A 21041-nucleotide genomic window follows, 5' to 3' on the forward strand; every position below is an offset into this window, starting at 1 on the left:
TGCTTGGTTTGCCTTTGCGCTCATGTCTCGCATCATCGTCGGTGATGGCTATAGACGGTTGCGTTTCGTCAGACGACTGTCGGAGCCATCGCTTCTGGACGAAACGAAAACGGAGACGTCATGACGCACGAAGTACAAGAACGGGTGAGCCATCCTGTGCTCGAAGCGGCGCGAGAGGCCGCTACCGCTGCTCAATTGCCGTATGCAGGCGGTGTATCCCCGCGCGATGCCTGGGCGCTCGTGCAGGCCGGCGACGCGGTCCTGGTCGATGTGCGCACCGCCGAGGAGCGCAAGTTCGTGGGCCAGGTGCCCGATAGCGTGCACGTCGCGTGGGCCACTGGCACGAGCCTGACGCGCAACCCGCGCTTTACGCGCGAACTGGAGGCGAAAACCGGCAAGGAAACGGTCGTGCTGCTGCTGTGCCGCAGCGGCAACCGCTCGGCGGCGGCGGCCGAAGCGGCGGCGAAGGCAGGCTTCACCAATGTATTCAACGTGCGCGAGGGCTTCGAAGGCGAACTCGACGCGCATCAGCGGCGCGGCACGCAAAACGGCTGGCGCTATCTCGGCTTGCCCTGGGTTCAGGATTAAGCGAGCAACGTTCAAACCAAAAGGACTGACACTGTGGCTGTATTCGACATCGACGACATCGTCCAATCGCTTCAGACGGTCCGCCAACAATGGCGAGAGGTGCAAAAGCGCTCGCTCGAACCGGGTGGCCGCGAGCTTCCCGCGCGCGAGGCGCTTGCCGGCATCGTCGGCGCGCTGAAAGGCGCGCTCTTTCCGATGCGGCTCGGTCCGCCCGATCTGCGGCAGGAAAGCGAAAACTTCTACGTGGGTCATGCGCTCGACTTCGCGTTGCAGGGCCTCCTTGGGCAGGCGCGGCTCGAACTGCAATTTAAGGCGCGTCATCAGCCGCGCGACGATCACGCGATCGAGACACGCGCGAGCTCGGCCGTACGCGCGTTCGCAAAAACGCTGCCGCGCATCCGCAGCCTTCTCGACACTGACATTCTCGCGGCGTATCAGGGCGATCCGGCAGCGGGCAGCGTCGACGAAGTGCTGCTGTGCTATCCCGGCATTCTCGTGATGATTCACCATCGCATCGCGCACGAGTTGTATCGGCTCGACTTGCCGCTGCTCGCGCGGATCGTCGCGGAGATCGCGCACAGTGAAACCGGCATCGACATTCATCCGGGCGCGCGCATCGGAGGGGGATTCTTCATCGATCACGGGACGGGCGTGGTGATCGGCGAGACGACGGTCATCGGCGACCGGGTGCGCATCTATCAGGCGGTGACGCTCGGCGCGAAGCGCTTTCCGCGTGATGCGGAAGGTCATCTTGAGAAAGGGCTCGCGCGCCATCCGATCGTCGAGGACGACGTCGTCATCTATGCGGGCGCGACGATCCTCGGGCGCGTCACGCTCGGCCAGGGCGCGGTGATCGGCGGCAACGTGTGGCTCACGCACGATGTCGCGCCCGGCAGTTCCATCACGCAGGCGCTGTCGCAAAGCGGCGAGGCAGGCGCGCGCGTCCATGCGCTGCGATCCGAGCACGTCGCGCGATGAGCACGCTCGTGCGCCATTTTGGCGCGACCGTGCGCGAACTGCGCGAGTCGCAGGGCTGGACGCAGGAACAACTCGCCGAACACGCGGGGTTGAACCGGTCGTACGTCGGCGAGATCGAGCGCGGCACCTGCATCGCGTCGATCGTGACGCTGGACAAGCTCGCGAAAGCACTCGATGTGACGATGGCACGCTTGCTGGCCTCGTCTCGCCCCGGCGCGTGCGGGCTTGCAGCCGAAGCGCAAAAGAGCGAGACGTGACGGCTATAGCATGTTGAACGGCGTTTATGGCGTCGTGATAATGACGCCCGTTCATAAGCATTCCCGTCCTACTTCTATAGACCCCCGGAGTTTTCTATGACCGCAACAGTCGGCGGACCGACCGCGCTCGGCGATACCGCAGCACGGCAACTAGCCAACGCCACCAAGACAGTCCCGCAGCTCTCGACGATCACGCCTCGCTGGCTAACGCATCTGCTGCAGTGGGTGCCGGTCGAGGCAGGCATCTATCGGCTGAATCAGGTCAAGAATCCCGAAGCGGTGCGCGCGCTTTGCACGCAGCGCGAAGACGAGAGCATGCTGCCGCGTACCTTCGTGCCTTACGACGAAGCGCCGAGGGAGTACTTCCTTAACGCGGTGAGCACGGTGCTCGACGTTCACACGCGCGTGGCCGATCTCTACAGTAGCCCGCACGATCAGACCAAGGAGCAGTTGCGTCTCACGATCGAGACGATCAAGGAGATTCAGGAAAGCCAGCTCATCAACAATCCGGACTACGGCCTGCTCGCGAACGTCGCGGAAGAGCAGCGCGTCTTCCCGCTGACCGGTGCGCCGACGCCCGACGATCTGGACGAGTTGCTCACACGCGTCTGGAAAGAGCCGGCATTCTTCCTGACGCATCCGCTCGCGATCGCCGCATTTGGCCGCGAGTGCACGCGCCGTGGCGTGCCGCCGCCGACCGTCAGCCTCTTCGGCTCGCAGTTCATCACGTGGCGCGGCATTCCGTTGATCCCGTCGGACAAGGTGCCGATCGCCGACGGCAAGACCAAGATCCTGCTCTTGCGCGTCGGAGACAAGCGTCAGGGCGTGGTCGGCCTGTATCAGCCGGGCGTCGCGGGCGAGCAGGGACCGGGGCTGTCGGTGCGCTTCATGGGCATCAACAACCACGCGATCGCGTCGTATCTGATCTCGCTGTACTGCTCGCTCGCAGTGCATTCGCCGGATGCTCTGGCGGTTCTGGACGACGTGGAGATTGCGAAATACCATGAGTATTCCGACACCTACAAGTAATCCCGTCAGCCACGCCGCGCCTTCCTTGCCGCAAGCGGATTTGCCGGCGGGTTTGCCTGACGTGGCGACGCTCGCGCGGCTCGCCAACGAGTTCTTCTCGAGCGTGCCGGGCAGCGCGACGCCCGCCGCCGCGAGCCTCGGCAGCGGTGCGGGCGAATCCCTTTCGGCGACGCTGCCGCTCACCGCGCCGGTGACGAGCTCGGCGAGCAATCCCGCGCCGTCCGGATCGCCATTCGCGGGGCCGGGAGGCGCGGGCACCGGCATACCCGGTCTTTCGATTCCGCAAGGCAAGGTGCCGGGCGCGAATCTCGCGCCGTCATCGCCGATGCATGTGCTGTCGCTCGGCAATCGCGGGCCCGCGCTCGCGCCGCATGCGATCTCGCATGACGGCGTGCCGGACACGCTGCAGACCGTCGCGCCCGCGATGGAGCCGCGCTTCGGCGGTGGGGCGTTGGGCACGGAGCCGGTGCAGGTCGAACCTCCTTCGGCGTCGAGTGCGGCTACGTCGGGCTATTACTTCCTGAACGACGCTGGCCCGCCGACGCACGCACGTCAGGAGGCACTGAAGCCGGGACAGGGCGTGAGCGCGGAATCGTTCGGCCTTCCCGGCGACGACTTCCTGCGCACGCTGTCTGCTCCGCAACGCGGAGCAACGGCGCCAGCACCGGCGCCGGGCGGTTTCGATCGTGCAGGCTCGTACTACTTCGTCGACGATGAGCGCAAGCAAGCGTCGTATGCCAGATCCGCGCATCCACCGTTCGATGTCAACGCGATTCGCCGCGACTTCCCGATTCTTCAGGAACGCGTGAACGGCAGGCAACTCGTCTGGTTCGACAACGCGGCGACGACTCAAAAGCCGCAATCGGTCATCGACCGGCTCGCGTACTTCTACGCGCACGAGAATTCGAACATCCATCGCGCGGCGCATACAATCGCGGGCCGCGCAACCGATGCCTACGAAGGCGCGCGCGACACGGTGCGCCGTTTCATCGGCGCAGCATCGACAGAAGAGATCATCTTCGTGCGTGGCACGACCGAAGGCATCAACCTGGTCGCGAAGTCGTGGGGCGTGAAGAACGTCGGCGAGGGCGACGAGATCATCGTGTCACATCTCGAACATCACGCGAACATCGTGCCGTGGCAGCAGCTCGCGGCGCTGAAGGGCGCGAAGCTGCGCGTGATTCCCGTCGACGATTCGGGACAGGTGCGGCTCGACGAGTATCAGCGCATGCTCAACGGTCGCACGAAGATCGTCTCCGTCACGCAGGTTTCGAATGCGCTCGGCACGATCGTGCCGGTGCAGGAGATCGTCGCGATGGCGCATCGGGCGGGTGCACGCGCGCTCGTGGACGGCGCCCAGTCGGTGTCGCACATGCGCGTCGACGTGCAGCAGATCGATGCCGACTTCTTCGTGTTCTCCGGCCACAAGCTGTTCGGGCCGACCGGCATCGGCGCCGTGTACGGCAAGCGCGAGGTGCTGGAAGACATGCCGCCGTGGGAAGGCGGCGGCAACATGATCGCGGACGTGACCTTCGATCGCACCACGTATCAGCCGCCGCCAAGCCGCTTCGAAGCCGGGACGGGCAACATCGCGGACGCGGCAGGGCTGGGCGCGGCGATCGACTATGTGACGCGCATCGGCATCGAGAATATCGGACGCTACGAGCACGATCTGCTCGCCTATGCGACGAGCAAGCTGCAGCCGATTCCCGGCGTGCGGCTGATCGGTACGGCGAAGGACAAGGCGAGCGTGCTGTCGTTCGTGTTGAAGGGCTACGAGACCGAAGAGGTTGGGCAGGCGCTGAACGAAGAGGGCATCGCAGTGCGCTCGGGACATCATTGCGCGCAGCCGATCCTGCGCCGCTTCGGTGTCGAGGCGACGGTGCGGCCGTCGCTCGCGTTCTACAACACCTGCGACGAAGTGGACCGGATGATCTCGGTCATACGGCATCTTTCGTCGCGTCGTTGAGCGGGTGCCGGGCGAGTATGTTTCTCGCTCGCCTGGCATATGCTGCGCTTCCTTTACACCTTCCCGAGCACGCCTAGCCACGCTTGCCCGATCACTTCGTGGCTCGCGTCCGCATTGGGCGGATGAAACGCCCCGGCGCGCACATCGCGATAGAGCCGCTCGAGCTCGTTGTTGCGTGAAAGGGCGCCAGCGCCCGCGATCTTCAACGCGAGATTCACCACGCGTAACGCGCCATCGACCGCGTGCTGCTTCGCGGCGAGCAGATGCGCGATCCACGGCTCGTCTTCGCCGTAGCCTGTCCACCAGCGATTCGCGACACGCTCCACCAGCGCCTCGATACTGTCCAGCTCGATAGCCGCCTGCGCGACGGCTTGCTGCGTCAGCGGCCTGTACGCGTAGGTCTTGCCGCCGATCGCGGGCGATGCACGATGCTTCGCCGACTCCACCGCAATATCGAACGCGCGCTTCGCAATGCCGTAATACACCGCCGCGAGCCCCGGCAATACGGCACCGAGGATGCCGTCGACGAACGGATCGTCGGGAATGCCGGCGGGCAGCACACGGATCACCTGGGCGCGCGGCGCGATTGCACCTTCGAGGTAGGTATCGTCGCTGCGCGTGGCGCGCAGGCCGAGCGCGTCCCACGTCTGCACCGTTCGATGGCCGGCCGCATCGCGCCGGATGAACGCGTGGACGATCTTCGGCGCCAGCGGGTCGGACTCGTCGATGCCGTGCACGCCGAGCCAGTCCCACGCGGGCGCGAGCGACGTGAAGATCTTGTGGCCATCAAAACGGTAGCCGCCGTCGGGCAGCGGCGTTGCTTTCACCGACGACCAGGCGAGACCGAGATCGTTACCCGGCTCGCCGTGGCCCGCGGCAAAGACCTTGCCCGCGCCGGCTTCTTCGAGAATCCATTGGGCCGACGTATCGCCGCGCCGGTACAGATGCAGCGCGGCCCCGACCCAGTACAGATGCATGTTCAGCGCGAGCGCAGTCGCGGGCGCGCGTGCCGCGAGACGCGCCTGCTCGCGAACCAGTTGCGGCAGCGTGAGCCCCAGTCCACCGAATTCGACCGGCACGCTCGCGCGCAGAAAATTCGCGTCGTGCAGATCGCTCAGATCCTCGGAGAAAAAGTGATTCTCGCGATCGTAGCCGGCGGCTCGCGCGCCGATCGTGTCGAGCAGTGCATCGGACAACACGGCCGCCGGGCGCCGCGTTGCCGGAGCCGGCGTGGTCACGGGTTCGAGTACGGTACTCATCGATGGTTTCCTTTACGTGAGAGCCGCGAAATATTTTTCGTCCGGCACGACGCCGGCCGCGATGAAAATACGGTTGGTATGGTTGAACCACGATGCGGTTTCGATCGCTTCGAGAATATCGGCGTCGTCGAGGCCGACGCCGCGCAGCCTGTCGAGGTCTTCCGTCGTGATCGCGCGCGGCGACGTCGTGATGGTTTCGGCAATCTCCGCCAGTGCGAGTTGTCTCGGCGACAAGCCGGCAAGGTGATAGTCGAGCGCGATGCGGCGCGCCTTGACGCGATCGCCGAGCACAGCGCCGAGCGCGTGCGCATGATGAATCGTGCAGAGCCCGCAGCCGTTCGTGCGGGACACGATGACCGCGATCAACTCACGCTCTTCGATCGGCAGTCGGCCGTTCGTCGCGCTAAAGAGCTTTTCGAAATACTGCGTGAAGCGGCGCGCCGTGTCCGGATTCAACGACAGCGCGCGAATCCAGTTGTCGCCGTCGTGTTGGTCGATCAACTGGCGGATGTCATCGCTCAACGCATCGCGCTCGGGAACATCCAGGCGACCGACGGCGTGTGCGCCCGCACTGAGGACTTCTGCCATGTCGCATTCCTCGCAAGTGGAGTGGAGAAAGCTGCAGGCCATTATGTGCAGCGGTGGCGCACGCGATCCAATATCGATTTGCGATTTGCTTTTTCGATCCGCCCGCGATGCGCGCGATACGATTTGCTTATGAGAAATCGGCCATACGAAGCGTCGGCGTGTGCGCTAATTTGAACGCTTTCCCTCAAGCCCTAGGAGAAGCCGCCGATGTCCGCGCTCGCGCCTGAAATCGTTCATCTCGCGGATCACGCGAAAGCCGAAGCCGAACCGGTCTCGCGTTTCGGCGCGCCCGATGAAAACCGCCTGCCGCCGCATGTCGCATCGATCTACGCGAAGTTTCGCCGTCAATACGGTTTCGTGCCGAACTGGCTTGCCGCGCTCGCGATCAATCCCGATACGGCTTATCGGCTCGTCACGTTCTACGAGCATCTGTTCGATCCTCATCGCAGCCAGCTTACGGCGGCGGAGCGCGAACTGATCGCGGTGGTCACGTCGGCCGCGAACCAGTGCAGCTATTGCGTCTTCAATCACACGCAGGCGCTCGCGAACGTGCTGGGCGACACGGTGCGCGCACAGCGGATCGCGCAGGGCTTCCATCACGTGCGTCTCTCGGCGAAGGAAGCTGCGCTCGCCGAAATTTCCGAGCGCCTTACGCGCGACCCAAGCGCTATCCGGGAAGAAGATCTGCAATCGCTGCGGTCGATCGGGTTCACTGCGCAAGCGGTGACGGAAGTGCTCGAAATCTCGGCGTTCTATGCGAATCGCCTGACGATCGCGTTGAACGTCGTGCCGGACGAACAGTTCTTTTCCGGGCGGGACATCGGGAGCGCGTCGACGCCTTAGCGCCTCGATTTCCAGACGTAAGTGTCTCGCGATCGACGCGAGATTCGGCTAGTCCATCCGATGGAGACCCAACCCGATGAGTCGTGACTTGCTTCTGCTGCTGGAAAACGGCTTCAATGATCCCGAGCGTCCGGGCGAGTTGTTCGTCTGTCCCGACTGTGCGCCGATCGAGGCCCTGCTCGCGAGCGATCCGTCGCGCAACGCGCGGCTGGATATCCGCCGCGTACCGTTCGCGCGACCCCGCAAGGCAGTGATCGAAGTGCTCGGCGAGGCGCGTCAGGGCTTGCCCGTGCTGATCCTCGGCGACGAATACGCGTTCCCCGCTGACGCTCACACGTTCGGTGAGACCCGCTATATCAGCGACACGCGCCGCATTCTCGAACTCCTCGCCGAGCGCCACGGCTTTCCCAAGGTGCATTGATCGTTGGCGCTGCGCGGCGCAAGACGCGCCCGGTCGCCGTCGTCATGCACGCCCGGCGACGCCCTTTCGCTGTTCTTCGATAAAAGCGACTAACGGTCACGTCGCGCGCTCTCCTGCAATGCCGCAGGATGAGATCCCATCGCCGCACGCATGCGTGCAATCCGCTTCGCCCCATTCGCTCTCAAGGTCTCGATGATGGACAATCACACCATCTGACACGGGGAGCCTTCGCTCCTCCTTAACAAGGAGACACGCCATGACCCGCACCGTCGCCGAAAAGCGCTCCGCCTTCAAGGCATTGCACGCTTCCGGATGCTTCATCCTGCCCAATCCGTGGGACGCAGGCAGCGCCCGCTATCTGAAGACACTCGGTTTTCAGGCGCTCGCAACGACGAGTTCCGGTTTCGCCTGGTCCACCGGACACGCCGACAACTCCTTGCCTCGCGATGCCATTCTTGCGCATCTGCGCGAGATCGTCGAGGCGACGGACCTGCCGGTCAACGCGGACTTCGAAAGCGGCTTCGGTCGCGATCCCGCCGGTGTCGCTGAAAGCGTCAGGCTGGCGGTGGAAACCGGCGTCGCGGGCCTGTCGATCGAAGACTCCACCGGCGATGCCGCCGCACCGCTTTTCCCGATCGATGTCGCCGTCGAACGGCTTAGCGCAGCGCGGAAAGCGATCGACGAAAGCGGCGGCGATACGCTGCTCGTCGGCCGGGCGGAGAATTTTTTCGCCGGCCAGCCGGACCTCGACGATACAATCGCGCGCCTCAAGGCCTACGCCGATGCCGGCGCCGACTGTCTCTACGCGCCGGGCATCAAGACGCGCGAGCAGATCGACGCCGTCGTCGCGGCGGTGGCGCCGAAGCCGGTCAACCTGTTGATCGGCTCGACGTCGACGTTCACGCTGCAAGACGTAGCCGCGCTCGGCGTGCGGCGGATCAGCGTCGGCGGGGCGCTGGCGCGGGCGGCCTGGGGCGGTTTCATGCAGGCGGCTCAGGGACTTGCTGACGGACGCTTCGACGGCTTTGCCGGGGCGGCTTCCGGCGCGCAACTCGATGCCCTTTTCCGCGCGCAGTCGTGAAATCCGGACTACGGGATTTCCCCGATCCCAGCCGATGTCGATGCTGGCGCGGCTGGAGCGTCGTAGAGATGTGACCCACTTTGAATGTAAAAAACGAGCCCACCATGACGACTGGAACCATTCAGATTCACCGCGTCTTGCGCACAACGCCCGAACGCCTCTACCGCGCCTTCCTCGAACCCGATGCCATCGCGAAGTGGCTTCCTCCCTACGGCTTCACGTGCCAGGTCCACCATATGGAAGCCCGCGTCGGCGGAACGCACAAGATGTCGTTCCGTAACTTCGGCACTGGCCACGGTCATTCGTTCGGCGGCGAGTACCTCGAACTGGTGCCGAACGAGAAGATCCGCTATACGGATCGCTTCGACGACCCGAACCTTCCCGGACAGATGCAGGTCACCGTTACGTTGCGGCAGGTTTCCTGCGGCACCGAACTCAGCATCGTGCAGGAGGGCGTGCCGGAGGTCATTCCGGTTGAGATGTGCTACCTCGGCTGGCAGGAGTCGCTCGTTCAACTGGCGCGGCTGGTCGAGCCGGAGATTCCTGACTGACGCTCACACTTTCTCATCGGCGTTTGACGTACTTGTGGCTCGGCAAGGTGAAGGACGATTCAAACCGGCTCGCGCTGCTCCCGCTTTTGCTCCCCGCATATGGCGCGTTGCTCGACGCGTTCGCGGCACAAGGCGTCGACTGGGTGCAGATCGATGAACCGGCGCTCGTCACCGAGCTCGATCCTGCATGGCAAAAGGCATTCGTCGACGCCTACGCGGCGCTTGAAACCCGCAGGGTCAAACTGCTGCTCACGACGTACTTTGGCCAGTTGAAGGACAACCTCGACCTCGCGTGCAGGCTGCCCGTCGACGGCCTGCACGTCGATGCGATCAATGCGCGCGATGAGATCGACGTGATCGAGTCGCGGCTGCCCGAGACGTCCGTACTGTCCGTCGGTGTCATCGACGGGCGCAACATCTGGAAGACCGATCTGGGCGCGGCGCTCGGATGGCTGGAGCCTTTGCATCGCTCGCGAGGCGATCGTCTGTGGATCGCGCCTTCGTGTTCGTTGCTGCATACGCCCGTCGATCTGGACAGTGAAGACAGGCTTGATGCTGATATCCGCTCATGGCTTGCATTTGCGCTGCAAAAAATCGATGAGCTGACTGTGCTTGCCGGCGCGCTCAACGAGGGACGCGCATCTGTCGCTGACGCGCTCGCCGACAATGCCGCGGCGATCGAAAGCCGCCGCGTTTCGCCGCGCGTGCACAACCCATCGGTCAAGGCGGCCATCGCTCGTATCGATGCAAAAACGGCCGAGCGTGCATCCGCCTACCCGCAGCGTGAGCGCAAGCAGGCCGTCATCCTGAAGCTGCCCGCTTATCCGACCACTACGATCGGCTCTTTTCCGCAGACTCCGGAAATCCGTCGCGCGCGCAGTCAGTACAAAAGCGGCGAGCTCGGCCGGGCAGGCTACGAGTCGGCGATGCAACGTGAGATCGCCCGCGCGGTGCAGGAACAGGAGGCGCTGGGGCTCGACGTCCTGGTGCACGGTGAAGCGGAACGCAACGACATGGTCGAATACTTCGGCGAACAACTCGACGGCTACGCGTTCAGTCAGTTCGGCTGGGTGCAATCTTACGGCTCGCGCTGTGTGAAGCCGCCGATTCTGTTCGGCGACATCAGCCGTCCGAAGGCGATGACGGTCGAGTGGACCCGCTATGCACAATCGCTCACGACGAAGCCGATGAAAGGCATGCTGACCGGTCCCGTGACGATCCTGAACTGGTCGTTCGTGCGCGACGATCAGCCCCGCCCGGTGTCGTGCCGTCAACTGGCGCTCGCGATCCGGGAAGAGGTGCTCGACCTCGAACGGGCGGGCGTGAAGGTCATCCAGATTGACGAAGCGGCGCTTCGGGAGGGCCTGCCGCTACGCAAGTCGCTGTGGGACGAGTATCTGCAATGGGCGGTGGAATCGTTTCGCATCGCCGCCAATGGCGTGCAGGACGAAACGCAGATCCATACGCATATGTGCTACTCGGAGTTCAACGACATCATCGCGTCGATTGCGGATATGGACGCGGACGTCATCACTATCGAAACATCGCGTTCGGAAATGGAACTGCTCGATGCATTCGATGACTTCGAGTATCCGAACCAGATCGGCCCCGGCGTGTACGACATCCATTCACCCAATATCCCGACGCAAGAGCACATAGTCAGCTTGATGAGGAAGGCGGCGGAGCGCATTCCGCGGGAGCGTCTGTGGGTGAATCCCGACTGCGGGCTAAAGACGCGCGCATGGGAAGAGGTAATTCCGGCGTTGAGGAATATGGTCGCTGCGGCGCATGCTCTCCGTCGGGAAGGTTAAAGATATCGACGGCGCATGTTTCTTGCTTGTAGGTGCTCCTTATCGGCGAGCGACGCACTAGACGGCCGCAACCCCGGCCGCTGCTCCCCGGCCGGTCAAGGAGAGCAGCAATGCGAGGAAAAAACGACTGGGTACGCGCTGCAATTTTTGCCTTCGCGATAGCGATACTTTCAGCTTGCGGCGGCCACGGTGACGACTCGAGCGACGGCGGCGGCACGCCTACGACTCCGCCCGCAGGCGGCGTTCAACTGCAAGTCGTATCGTTCGGCGACAGTCTCTCGGACGTCGGTACCTATGCGCCGATAGCGAGCCCAATCGGCGGAGGGCGCTTCACGACCAATCCCGGACAAGTGTGGAGTCAGAATGTCGCGCAATACTACGGCGACACGCTGACGGCCGCCTACACGATCGACTTCACGCATAAGCTCAGTGCGCAGAGCGGCTTCGGCTATGCGGAAGGCGGGGCTACAGTCGCAACGCCTGCAGATCAATCGGATTTCCTGACCGCCGTGATCGGCAACATCGAAATGCCGGTCACCCAGCAACTGTCGAGCTATCTGGCCTCGCACGGCAGCTTCAACTCGAATCAACTGGTGCTTATCTGGGCCGGCGCCAATGACGTGCTTCGCGCAGGCCAACTCCCCGCCGCAGCGCCAACCGTGCAGACGGCCGCCACGACCCTCGCGCAGATCGTCGGGCAGATCGTACAGAGCGGCGCTACGCACGTCGTGGTGGTGAATCTTCCGAACGTCGGTTTGTCGCCGGAGGGCCTTGCTTCGTCCGATGGCGGGGCTAATCTCACGCAGTTGTCGCAACTCTTCAACGACACTCTGAACTCCGCCTTGCAGACGAACGGCGTCCAGTCCAAGGTCATTCGCGTCGATGCCTTCACGTGGCTGAACCAGATCATCGCGAATTTTCAGGCCAATGGGTTTGCGGTGTCGAATACCGCCGTCGCCTGCGATCCCAAAAAGACGCCCAATCAAACGGCATTGCTGTGTTCGCCCGTGACCTACGTGACCAGCAACGCGGACCAGACATACATGTTCGCGGACGAGCTTCATCCGACGACGCATCTGCATGCGTTGTTTGCGCAGTATGTGGAGCAGCAGATCGCGAGTAGCGGGCTGGGGCACTGAGCGTCGCGGACAAGCTCACGAAACCGGCAAGCCATTGCGCCTGCGCAGTTCGCGAATCAACGCGCTGTGATCCAGCTCGCCGTCGCCGTGTTCGACCATGTCGGTGAAGAGGCCATCGACGAGCCCCAGTACCGGCAATTCCAGCCCCACGCTTTGCGCGAAACCGAGCGCGGTTTTCGTGTCCTTGATCTGATACTTGGCCGGGCCGCCCGGCTCGAAGTCCCGCGCGATCATGCGTGCCGCGTGCTGGCGCAGGATCGTCGAGTCGGCGAATCCGCCGAGCAGCGCCGCGCGGACCTGCGCGGGATCGGCGCCGCCGCGCTCCGCGAGCAGCATCGCTTCGGCGACGGTGGCGATCGTGCTCGCGACCATCATCTGGTTGACGAGCTTCGCGAGCTGGCCCGTACCGGCGGGACCGATGCGAGTCGGACGGCCCATCGTCTGCAGCACCGCGCGCACGCCTTCGAAGACCGGCGCCTCACCGCCTGCCATGATCGCGAGCGTGCCGTCCTGCGCGCCTTTCTCGCCGCCGGAAACGGGCGCGTCGAGATAGCCGATGTCACGCGCCGTCGCCGCCTTCGCATGGCGCTGCGCGGTATCGACGGGAATCGAGCTCATCACGATCAGTACGCTTCCTGCACGCATACGGGCGATGATGCCGTCATCACCGAGCAGGATATCGTCGCATGCGGGGCCGGAGCTCAGCATGCAGATCACGACATCCGCATCGCGCGCGGCTTCGCTTGCATGACCGACTACCTCGACTCCTGCGCCGGCAAGTGGCGCCGCCTTGTCCCGGGTGCGGTTCCACGCCGCGACCCGGTAGCCGGCGCCGGCGATGCGCCGGGCCATCGGCAAGCCCATGATGCCCGTGCCGATAAAGCCCACTGCAAGACTCGCGCGCATCATGCAGGCTCGCGGCGGCCGAAGCGCACGGGGCGCTCCGCGACGATCAGCGCCGGAAAGCCGGCACGAAAGCGATCGAGGTGCGGCGTCTGCAAGTGCGCATCGAACGCTGCGCGATCGTCGTAGACCTCGTAGAACATGACGCGCGCCGGCGTCTCGTCGAGCTGGACGATGTCGAACTGCCGGCAGCCGGGCTCGTCGGCGAGCGAGTGCCGTGCGTCGTCGCGTGCGAGCGCGAGGAAGTCGCGCACGCAGTCGGCCTTTACTTCGAACTCCGCGACGACCACGAACGCTTCGGTTCCGCTATCCATGCTGGACTCTCCATTCGATGCCATGATGTGCGCGCCTCATGCTGCCTTCGCAGGCTTGCCGAGCGCACTTTGCTCCATCTCGCGACGCAGCGCGACGACATCGAGATCGCGTTCCAGTTCGACATCCTCGAAGCGCACGATGGTGTCCTTCGCGACCGGACGCTTCAACCTGACGTTGTGCGCGAGCCCGATCGGCAGGCCGCCGATGGCAAGGCTCTTGGATGCCGGGATCGCATTGGCCCAGACCGCGTAGCCGCCTTCGCCGTCGAGCATCTCGCCCGGCTTGAGGTCGCGCTTGGCGGTCGCCACGGCGTCGCCCCGGAATTCCTTCGACGACCCCGTCGCCTCGCCGCGAAGTACGGCCGACAGCACGCTCACGCTGGTTTCGAGGCCGATCATGTGGAACGGGCGCCACATCGAGCCGTACCAGCCGGTCGGATCGACGAGCAGGCCGTATTGCTTGAAGCAGGCGCGCGCGTATTCGTTCGGCGCCTTGAACGTGACGAACACGCCGTAGCGAATGTTGTTGAGCACTTCGCGGCCGTCCGGTTCCTGGCTGGCAGCGATGTCAACGAGGCCGCTGCGCGACAAGCGTCCGCCATCTTCCTCTGGCCGGAAGACGCGCGCCAGATCGTGCAGGCCCGCGGGAGGAAACGCGAGGCCGTTGTCCGGGCAATCGAGGCCCGTGCCGTTCGCGACCGCCGCCATCTCGATCGCGGCCTTGGTGCCGTCGGTGAAGGAGTTGTACATCTTCGGGTTGAAGTCGCCCTTGGCCACTTCCTCATCGGTCCATCCGAAGAAGCTCCACACTGTGTCCGGCGTCGAATAGCGATAGCGCGGTTCGAAGTTCATGCCTTTGCCGGCCGAGGTCAGCTCGAATCCGCACGAGCGCACCCAGTCCACGAGTTCGCAGATGATCGCGGGCTGGTCGCCGTATGCCATGCTGTAGACGAGGCCGCGCTCGCGAGCGCGCGCGGCGAGCAGCGGGCCACACATCGCGTCGGCCTCGACGTTGACCATGACTACATGCTTGTTGCCTTCGATCGCGGCCAACGCGTGACGCACGCCGGCGATCGGATGACCCGTCGCTTCGATGATGCATTCGATTTCATCGCAGGCGGCGAGCGCGGCGGCATCGTCGAGGACGCAGGTGGCGCCGGTCTTGACGGCATCGGAGAGGGTACGTGCGCCGTATTGCTCGGCCGGCCAGCCGACTCGCGCAAGCGATGCGCGCGCCTTGCCGACGTCTAGATCGGCGACGCCTACTACATGCAGCCCTTCGATATGGCGGGCCTGCGACAGCACCATCGAGCCGAACTTGCCGGCGCCGATCAGGCCGATGCGAACGGGACGTCCGGATGCGTTGCGTGCCTGGAGCAGACTGGAGAGATTCATGTGCAATCCTTTGTGGTCGAGACTATGGATCGTGGCCGCGAACGCGGCGCGCGGTGATTGGCCGGGGTGGCGTGATCGAAGGCATGACAGCGGTGCGCCTTACTTGCGAGCAAGTGTAGTCAGGGGCTTCTGCCAGAACAATTAACATTTCCGAGGCGATTTGTTAGCCAGGCTTCAACATCAGCGGGCGGCGGGAAGTTGGGACGCGGATTGCCAGGCGGCACGCTCGGCGCGCAGCCAATCGAGGAACAGGATCACTTTCTTCTTGTGCAGATGCTCGAACGGGCAGACGATCCACTGCGTCGTCAGGCGGATCGCCGGGGGCTCGCGCACCGGGCAGATCAACGTGCCGTCGCGCAGCTCGCGCCACATCATGAGCGTGCTTTCGAGCGCGATGCCCATGCCGTCGACGGCGGCATCGATCGCCATATGGCTGCGATCGAACAGTACGCGCTGCCCTGGATCGAGCGGCGCTGCGCGCGCCACCGAGAACCAGTGTGGCCATTGGACCTGCGACTTGATCGAGTAGATGAGTCGATGCCGCTGAAGATCGGCGGCATCGAGACTCGACGGCGCGCAGTACGCGGGCGAGCATACCGGCAGGAACGATTCCTCGGTGAGCGCTTCAACATACACGCCCGGCCATTGCCCGGTGCCGTGACGGATCTCGATATCGACTGCTTCCTGCGCGAAGTCGGTCATTTCATTGGTGCCGTTCAGGCGCACCTCCAGATCGGGATGGCCGTCGAGGAACGAGCGCAGACGCGGCAAGAGAAACTTGGTGGAGAGCGTTGGAGTCGCGCGTACCGTCAGGAGCGTGACGGAGCGCAACCCGCGTATACGCTGAGTCGCATCCGCGATGCGATCGATCTCCTCTGAAATCATCGCGAAGTAGCGCTCGCCTGCTTCGGTCAATGCCACGCCGCGACCGACCTTCGTCATCAACGCCGTGCCCAAGTGAGTTTCCAGCGACTGGATTTGCTGGCTGACGGCCGATGGCGTGACGTTCAATTCCGCGGCTGCGCGGGAGATGCTCCCCGAACTCGCCGCAGCATGAAAAACACTGATGGCCCGCAATGGCAGATACATGATCACCCTTTAGATTGGCTACACCTTTGCGCAAAATAATTGAATTGTCCTTCACCAACAAGCCTCTTATATTTTGCACACGCAGGACCGGCAGCGCCTCGACAAGAGTCGAACAAGCGCCGCAACGTGCCCCGACGCCATACAGACAAAGTGGCGCGCCACGGTAAGTTCATATAACAGGAGACAGCATCATGAGCACGTCGAACTCGCCGCGCCGCATCTCGCGACGCGCGGTGTTGAAGGCTGCGGCCGCCCTTCCGCTGGTAACGATATGGACCCGGCCTGCACGCGCCGCCGAGTTCACCTACAAGCTCGCTACAGGGCAATCCCTTAATCAGCCGATCAATGCGCGACTTAAAGAAGCCATCGACCGCATTCGCGAAGCGAGCAGCGGCAGGCTCGAGATCCGCTTCTTCCCCGCATCGCAACTCGGCTCGGACACGGACCTGCTGTCGCAGACGCGCTCGGGTGCCGTCGAGTTCCTCAACATCTCGGGCTCGGTGATGTCGACCGTGATCCCGCTCGCGGCCATTACCAATCTCGGCTTTGCGTTCTCGGACTACGATCAGGTCTGGCGGGGCGTCGATGGCGATCTCGGCAAGATCATCCGCGCGCAGATCGACAAGAGCGGGTACGTGTCGGTGTCGAAGGCGGCGGACAACGGCTTCCGGCAGATCACCTCCGCCACGAAACCGATCAAGACGCCCGACGACTTGCGCGGCTACCGCATCCGCGTGCCGGTCTCGCCGATGTTCACTTCGCTCTTTCAGACGCTAGGGGCGAACCCTACGTCGATCAACTTCAACGAGCTATACACCGCGTTGCAGACGCATCTCGTGGACGGTCAGGAAAACGGCCTCGTCACGATCGAGGCGGGCAAGCTGTATGAAGTGCAGAAATATGTCGCCGAGACCAATCACATCTGGGACCCGTTCTGGCTGCTTGGCAACCCGCGCGCATTCAACGCGCTGCCCGACGATCTCAAGACGATCGTGAGACGCGAATTCGACCGGGCGAGTGTCGAGCAGCGCGCGGACGTCGCGCGATTGAATACGTCGCTGAAGTCGCAGCTCTCCAGCAAGGGACTGACGTTCGTTCCCGCCGACAGGGACGCGTTCCGCGCAGCGCTCTCGAAGTCCGGCTTCTATACGCAATGGCGCGACAAGTTCGGCGCCAGCGCGTGGAGCGCCCTCGAAGCGGTGACGGGGAAAATATCATGAGCGCCGCGCACAATCTGGAGGTGCCGGGACCCTCGTTCGTGCGCGACGCGCACGGCGAGAGCGTCATCGAACGCTGGTTGCGTCGCGGGATCGAGGTGCTCGCGGCGGCGGCGGTCGTGGGCGAGGTGGCGCTGCTGTTCGTCGGCATCGTGGCGCGCGCGGTGTTTCATCAGCCGCTGATCTGGTCGGACGAACTCGCGTCCATTCTGTTCCTCTGGCTTGCGATGCTGGGCAGCGCGCTCGCGGTGCAGCGTTCGTGTCACATGCGGTTGACGTTCTTCGTATCGCACATGACACCGCGCGCGCAGGCTTGGGCCGAGACGCTGGCGGTCGCCGCTGCGGCTGCTTTTTTCGCACTGGTGATGCATCCCGCATACGACTATGTGCAGGACCAGGCATTCGTCGAAACGCCGGCACTAGGCTGGTCGGGATCGGTCAGGGCACTGGCGATTCCGTTCGGCTGTGCGGCGGCATTGGTCAGTTGCGGGCTGCGTCTTGCGCGGCACGACCGGCGACATATCGTCGGTGCGGTTGCGCTGATGGTGCTGATTGCGGGCGCCTGCTATCTCGCCAAGGCGCCCTTGACGCATATGGGGCAGGGCGCGTTGCTTGTGTTCTTTGTCGGCTTGCTTGGCACGGCGGTGATGGCGGGCGTGCCGATCGCCTTCGCGTTCTCGCTCGCGACGAGCGCCTATCTGCTGACGACGACGTCGACGCCGCTTAGCGTCGTCGTCGGACGCATGGACGAAGGCATGAGCACGCTGATCCTGCTCGCCGTGCCGATGTTCGTGCTGCTCGGGCAGCTCGTGCATGTCACGGGCGTGGCGCGCGTGATGGTCGCGTTTCTCGCGTCGCTGCTCGGTCACGTTCGGGGCGGCATGTCGTATGTGCTGCTCGGCGCGATGCTGTTGATCTCGGGCATCTCTGGATCGAAGACGGCCGATATGGCGGCTGTTGCGCCGGTGCTTTTCCCCGAGATGCGCAAGCGCGGAATGAAGGACGGCGAGCTCGTGTCGCTGCTTGCCGCGTCCGGTGCGATGAGCGAGACGATTCCGCCGTCGCTGGTGCTGATCGCGATCGCGTCGGTGACCGGCATATCGATCGCGGCGCTCTTTACCGCGGGCATCTTGCCGGCGATCGTTCTCGCTTTCGTGCTCGGGGTCGTCGCGTGGTGGCGTGCGGGACGCGAGGAAGAAACGGATGAGAGCCGTGCGGGAGCGGTGAGGGCACCGTGGTCGCATGTACGTCGCACGTTCGTGATCGCCTTGCCGGCGCTGTTGCTGCCGTTCCTGATTCGTAGCGCGGTGGTCGAAGGCATCGCGACCGCGACGGAGGTATCGACGATCGGTATCGCCTATTCGCTCGTCATCGGCCTCCTGATCTATCGCGGCGGCCTCAAGTGGAAAGCGATCATGCCGATGCTGCTGCAGACGGCGGCTCTCTCCGGCGCGATTCTGTTCATCGTCGGGGCGGCGAGTGCGATGGGCTGGGCGCTGACACAGTCGGGTTTCTCGCACGACCTCGCTAGCATGATGACGAGAGTCCCAGGCGGTGCCGCTGGCTTCATGCTGGTGTCGATCGTCGCGTTCATCGTGCTTGGCAGCGTGCTCGAGGGCATCCCGGCCATCGTTCTGTTCGGGCCGCTGCTGTTTCCGGTTGCGCATCAGCTCGGCATCCACGAAGTGCACTATGCGATGGTCGTCGTGCTCGCGATGGGACTCGGGGTCTTCGCGCCGCCATTCGGCCTGTGTTATTACGCGGCGTGCATCATCGGCGAGGTATCGCCGGAAGCGGGGCTCAGGCGGATATGGATCTATCTGGGCATGCTGCTTCTCGGGCTGATCGCAATCGCCTTCGTTCCCTGGATCTCTATCGGCTTTCTCTGAACTATCGCGTACAAGTGCGTTGAGAGCTAACCACACTTGCCGCTTGCGGCGGTGTGGTTTTGATTATTTATAAGCGCTGGAACACCAACGGCTTGAAGCGAAATTCTTTAGCTCCCTCGGGCTTGATTCCCTTTGTCGAATCGACGCGTGCGCTTGCGAACAGAACGCACGCAGGCATCGCGGGACGCATGGTTATCCATGTGACGGTGCTCGGATAAACCCGCATCGATGGATAGGAATCGGCCTCGATTCTCGACATCCGAACGTCTCTCGATACTACGACTCGCTGCTTTTTCACCACGAACAAGCGGTCGATCACATTTCTCGTAGATAACATTCTGTAAGGTAGTTGGGTATCCAAACTTTGAATGTCGCTTGAGGTTATCTGCGGCAAACAAGTGTTTCGACAAGCAAACGTTTTCTGTGGGGCAATGCACCCGAGAAAGCGCGCTTGCATGTGGTCTCGGTGGTGCATGCCACAGATGTGTTCGCCTTGGGCGGTCATTCTGCCGTCCAAGCCGTGTTCCTTTTGAGCAAGAAAAGGAGGACGACATCACGACATGTTCACATCGGAGACATCTATGGGTGCCGCATACAAAAGAGGTCTGCACATCAGCCTCAAGACAAGCTGCCTGATCCTCGCCACTGTTATCCCGGCGTTATCGATCGCACAGACCAACGCCGTGCAACCGAGCGCTGCAGTAGTCGCTCCTTGCTATCCGACCCAGGCCGATTGTGCGCGTGTCCAGATCGCGCCTGCTTTGAGCACGAGCACGCTCGCACAGGACGACATCCGTCGGGGGGCGCCGAGCCAACTTCTCGCCGCATCCGGCGACGGCGATTCAGCAGCAGCGTACGGACCCGATGCGGGCGATGGCAGCACGAGCAGCGGTACGCCGCCTGTCGTCTTCATCGGTGGTGGCGGGGCGAAGTCTGGTGGTGCTGTCAGCAGCGCGGCGGGCAATGGCAGCGGCTCTGCTGGTGGCGGAGTTAGCGCGGGTACGTCGGGCGCCGGTTCGGCAGGGCATGGATCGACGGGCGGTGGCGCGTCGGGAGGTGGATCGACCGGTGGTGGTTCGACGGGTGGTGGTTCGACCGGTGGTGGATCGACGGGCGGTGGATCGACGGGCGGTGGTTCGACCGGTGGTGGCGATTCAGGCGGCGATGGATCGGGCGGCGGCGACGGCGGCGACGGCGGCGACAGTGGCGGCGGTCATGGTCATGGCCATGGGCACGGACATGGGCACGGACATGGGCACGGACATGGGCACGGTCATGGCGACGGTGATGGGCACGGTCACGGCGATGGTGATGGGCACGGTCACGGTGATGGTGATGGGCACGGTCACGGCGATGGTGATGGGCACGGTCACGGCGATGGTGATGGGCACGGTCACGGCGATGGTGATGGCCACGGTCACGGCGACGGTCACGGCCACGGCGACGGCCCTGGTCACGGCGATGGACATGGCGATGGTCATGGTCACGGCGATGGTCATGGCGATGGTCCCGGTCACGGTCATGGTGACGGTCCTGGTCACGGCGATGGTCCCGGTCACGGCGGTGGCGAAGGTCACGGCGGTGGCGTGGGCCACGGCGGTGGCGAAGGTCACGGCGGCGGTGAAGGTCATGGCGGCGGTGAAGGCCACGGCGGTGGCGAAGGTCACGGCGGCGGTGAAGGTCATGGCGGCGGTGAAGGCCACGGCGGTGGCGAAGGTCA

19 protein-coding genes and 1 pseudogene are annotated in these 21041 nt (G+C 63.9%); 14 read left to right on the forward strand and 6 right to left on the reverse strand.

The genetic code is table 11. The features are described 5' to 3' along the window. Window positions 1-120 precede the first annotated feature (120 nt). The 5 genes from AWB67_RS18240 (at window position 121) to AWB67_RS18260 (ending at window position 4821) form a co-directional block, all read left to right on the forward strand. The gene (locus AWB67_RS18240; protein WP_087657659.1) at window positions 121-588 is read left to right on the forward strand and encodes a rhodanese-like domain-containing protein; all 468 of its coding nucleotides are present in this window, start codon (window positions 121-123) and stop codon (window positions 586-588) included. A gap of 33 nt (window positions 589-621) precedes the next feature. Beyond that, on the forward strand, window positions 622-1566 hold the full coding sequence (epsC, locus tag AWB67_RS18245) for a serine O-acetyltransferase EpsC (RefSeq protein WP_087657660.1): 945 nt from the start codon (window positions 622-624) through the stop codon (window positions 1564-1566). Continuing rightward, window positions 1563-1823 (forward strand): helix-turn-helix domain-containing protein, encoded by a 261-nt coding sequence (locus tag AWB67_RS18250; protein ID WP_087657661.1) that lies wholly within the window; start codon window positions 1563-1565, stop codon window positions 1821-1823. Before epsC ends, AWB67_RS18250 begins: the two co-directional genes overlap by 4 nt. 96 nt (window positions 1824-1919) lie before the next feature. Next, complete coding sequence (locus AWB67_RS18255) at window positions 1920-2852, forward strand: family 2A encapsulin nanocompartment shell protein (protein WP_087657662.1); 933 nt, start codon at window positions 1920-1922, stop codon at window positions 2850-2852. Further along, complete coding sequence (locus AWB67_RS18260; RefSeq protein WP_087657663.1) at window positions 2827-4821, forward strand: family 2A encapsulin nanocompartment cargo protein cysteine desulfurase; 1995 nt, start codon at window positions 2827-2829, stop codon at window positions 4819-4821. The genes AWB67_RS18255 and AWB67_RS18260 overlap by 26 nt, the downstream gene beginning before the upstream one ends. Window positions 4822-4874: 53 nt before the next feature. On the opposite strand, the gene AWB67_RS18265 is transcribed toward AWB67_RS18260, so the two are convergent. Together AWB67_RS18265 and AWB67_RS18270 are read right to left on the reverse strand one after the other, a co-directional pair. Beyond that, on the reverse strand, window positions 4875-6080 hold the full coding sequence (locus tag AWB67_RS18265) for an acyl-CoA dehydrogenase family protein (RefSeq protein ID WP_087657664.1): 1206 nt from the start codon (window positions 6078-6080) through the stop codon (window positions 4875-4877). A 12-nt stretch (window positions 6081-6092) separates the two neighbouring features. Continuing rightward, window positions 6093-6668 (reverse strand): peroxidase-related enzyme, encoded by a 576-nt coding sequence (locus AWB67_RS18270; protein ID WP_087657665.1) that lies wholly within the window; start codon window positions 6666-6668, stop codon window positions 6093-6095. 207 nt (window positions 6669-6875) lie between these two features. Here AWB67_RS18270 and AWB67_RS18275 point away from each other — a divergent pair, with 207 nt between their 5' ends. The 6 genes and pseudogenes from AWB67_RS18275 to AWB67_RS18300 all read left to right on the forward strand — a co-directional run bounded on the left by AWB67_RS18275 (window position 6876) and on the right by AWB67_RS18300 (window position 12514). Next, complete coding sequence (locus AWB67_RS18275; protein WP_087657666.1) at window positions 6876-7511, forward strand: peroxidase-related enzyme; 636 nt, start codon at window positions 6876-6878, stop codon at window positions 7509-7511. Between the two features lie 76 nt (window positions 7512-7587). After that, entirely contained in the window at window positions 7588-7932 is a 345-nt protein-coding gene (locus AWB67_RS18280) for a DUF3088 domain-containing protein (RefSeq protein WP_087657667.1), read from the forward strand. A gap of 256 nt (window positions 7933-8188) precedes the next feature. Beyond that, a complete protein-coding gene (locus AWB67_RS18285; protein ID WP_087657668.1) occupies window positions 8189-9013 on the forward strand; it encodes an isocitrate lyase/PEP mutase family protein in 825 nt (274 codons plus the stop codon). A gap of 104 nt (window positions 9014-9117) precedes the next feature. After that, complete coding sequence (locus tag AWB67_RS18290; RefSeq protein ID WP_087657669.1) at window positions 9118-9564, forward strand: SRPBCC family protein; 447 nt, start codon at window positions 9118-9120, stop codon at window positions 9562-9564. Window positions 9565-9587: 23 nt separating this feature from the next. Beyond that, window positions 9588-11375: pseudogene (metE, locus tag AWB67_RS18295) on the forward strand (5-methyltetrahydropteroyltriglutamate--homocysteine S-methyltransferase); the annotation flags it as partial. Window positions 11376-11485: 110 nt separating this feature from the next. Beyond that, complete coding sequence (locus tag AWB67_RS18300) at window positions 11486-12514, forward strand: SGNH/GDSL hydrolase family protein (protein ID WP_087657670.1); 1029 nt, start codon at window positions 11486-11488, stop codon at window positions 12512-12514. Window positions 12515-12529: 15 nt separating this feature from the next. Here AWB67_RS18300 and AWB67_RS18305 read toward each other — a convergent pair whose 3' ends face one another. The 4 genes from AWB67_RS18305 to AWB67_RS18320 form a co-directional block, all read right to left on the reverse strand. Next, entirely contained in the window at window positions 12530-13423 is an 894-nt protein-coding gene (locus tag AWB67_RS18305; protein WP_200822253.1) for an NAD(P)-dependent oxidoreductase, read from the reverse strand. Then, entirely contained in the window at window positions 13420-13731 is a 312-nt protein-coding gene (locus tag AWB67_RS18310; protein WP_087657671.1) for a putative quinol monooxygenase, read from the reverse strand. Before AWB67_RS18310 ends, AWB67_RS18305 begins: the two co-directional genes overlap by 4 nt. Window positions 13732-13767: 36 nt before the next feature. Continuing rightward, window positions 13768-15126, reverse strand: coding sequence for an NAD(P)H-dependent oxidoreductase (locus AWB67_RS18315; RefSeq protein WP_087657672.1), 1359 nt, complete (start codon window positions 15124-15126; stop codon window positions 13768-13770). A gap of 180 nt (window positions 15127-15306) precedes the next feature. Then, window positions 15307-16215 (reverse strand): LysR substrate-binding domain-containing protein, encoded by a 909-nt coding sequence (locus AWB67_RS18320; RefSeq protein ID WP_087657673.1) that lies wholly within the window; start codon window positions 16213-16215, stop codon window positions 15307-15309. A gap of 191 nt (window positions 16216-16406) precedes the next feature. Between AWB67_RS18320 and AWB67_RS18325 the strand changes: the two genes are divergently transcribed. The 3 genes from AWB67_RS18325 to AWB67_RS40815 all read left to right on the forward strand — a co-directional run. After that, window positions 16407-17435 (forward strand): TRAP transporter substrate-binding protein, encoded by a 1029-nt coding sequence (locus AWB67_RS18325; protein ID WP_087633771.1) that lies wholly within the window; start codon window positions 16407-16409, stop codon window positions 17433-17435. Further along, window positions 17432-19321, forward strand: a complete 1890-nt coding sequence (locus tag AWB67_RS18330) for a TRAP transporter large permease (protein WP_087657674.1) — start codon at window positions 17432-17434, stop codon at window positions 19319-19321. Before AWB67_RS18325 ends, AWB67_RS18330 begins: the two co-directional genes overlap by 4 nt. Window positions 19322-20437: 1116 nt before the next feature. Next, on the forward strand, window positions 20438-21041 hold a 604-nt coding region (locus AWB67_RS40815; protein WP_159964866.1), incomplete at its 3' end, for a hypothetical protein.

The organism is Caballeronia terrestris (genome assembly GCF_001544515.1).
GTDB lineage: Bacteria > Pseudomonadota > Gammaproteobacteria > Burkholderiales > Burkholderiaceae > Caballeronia > Caballeronia terrestris.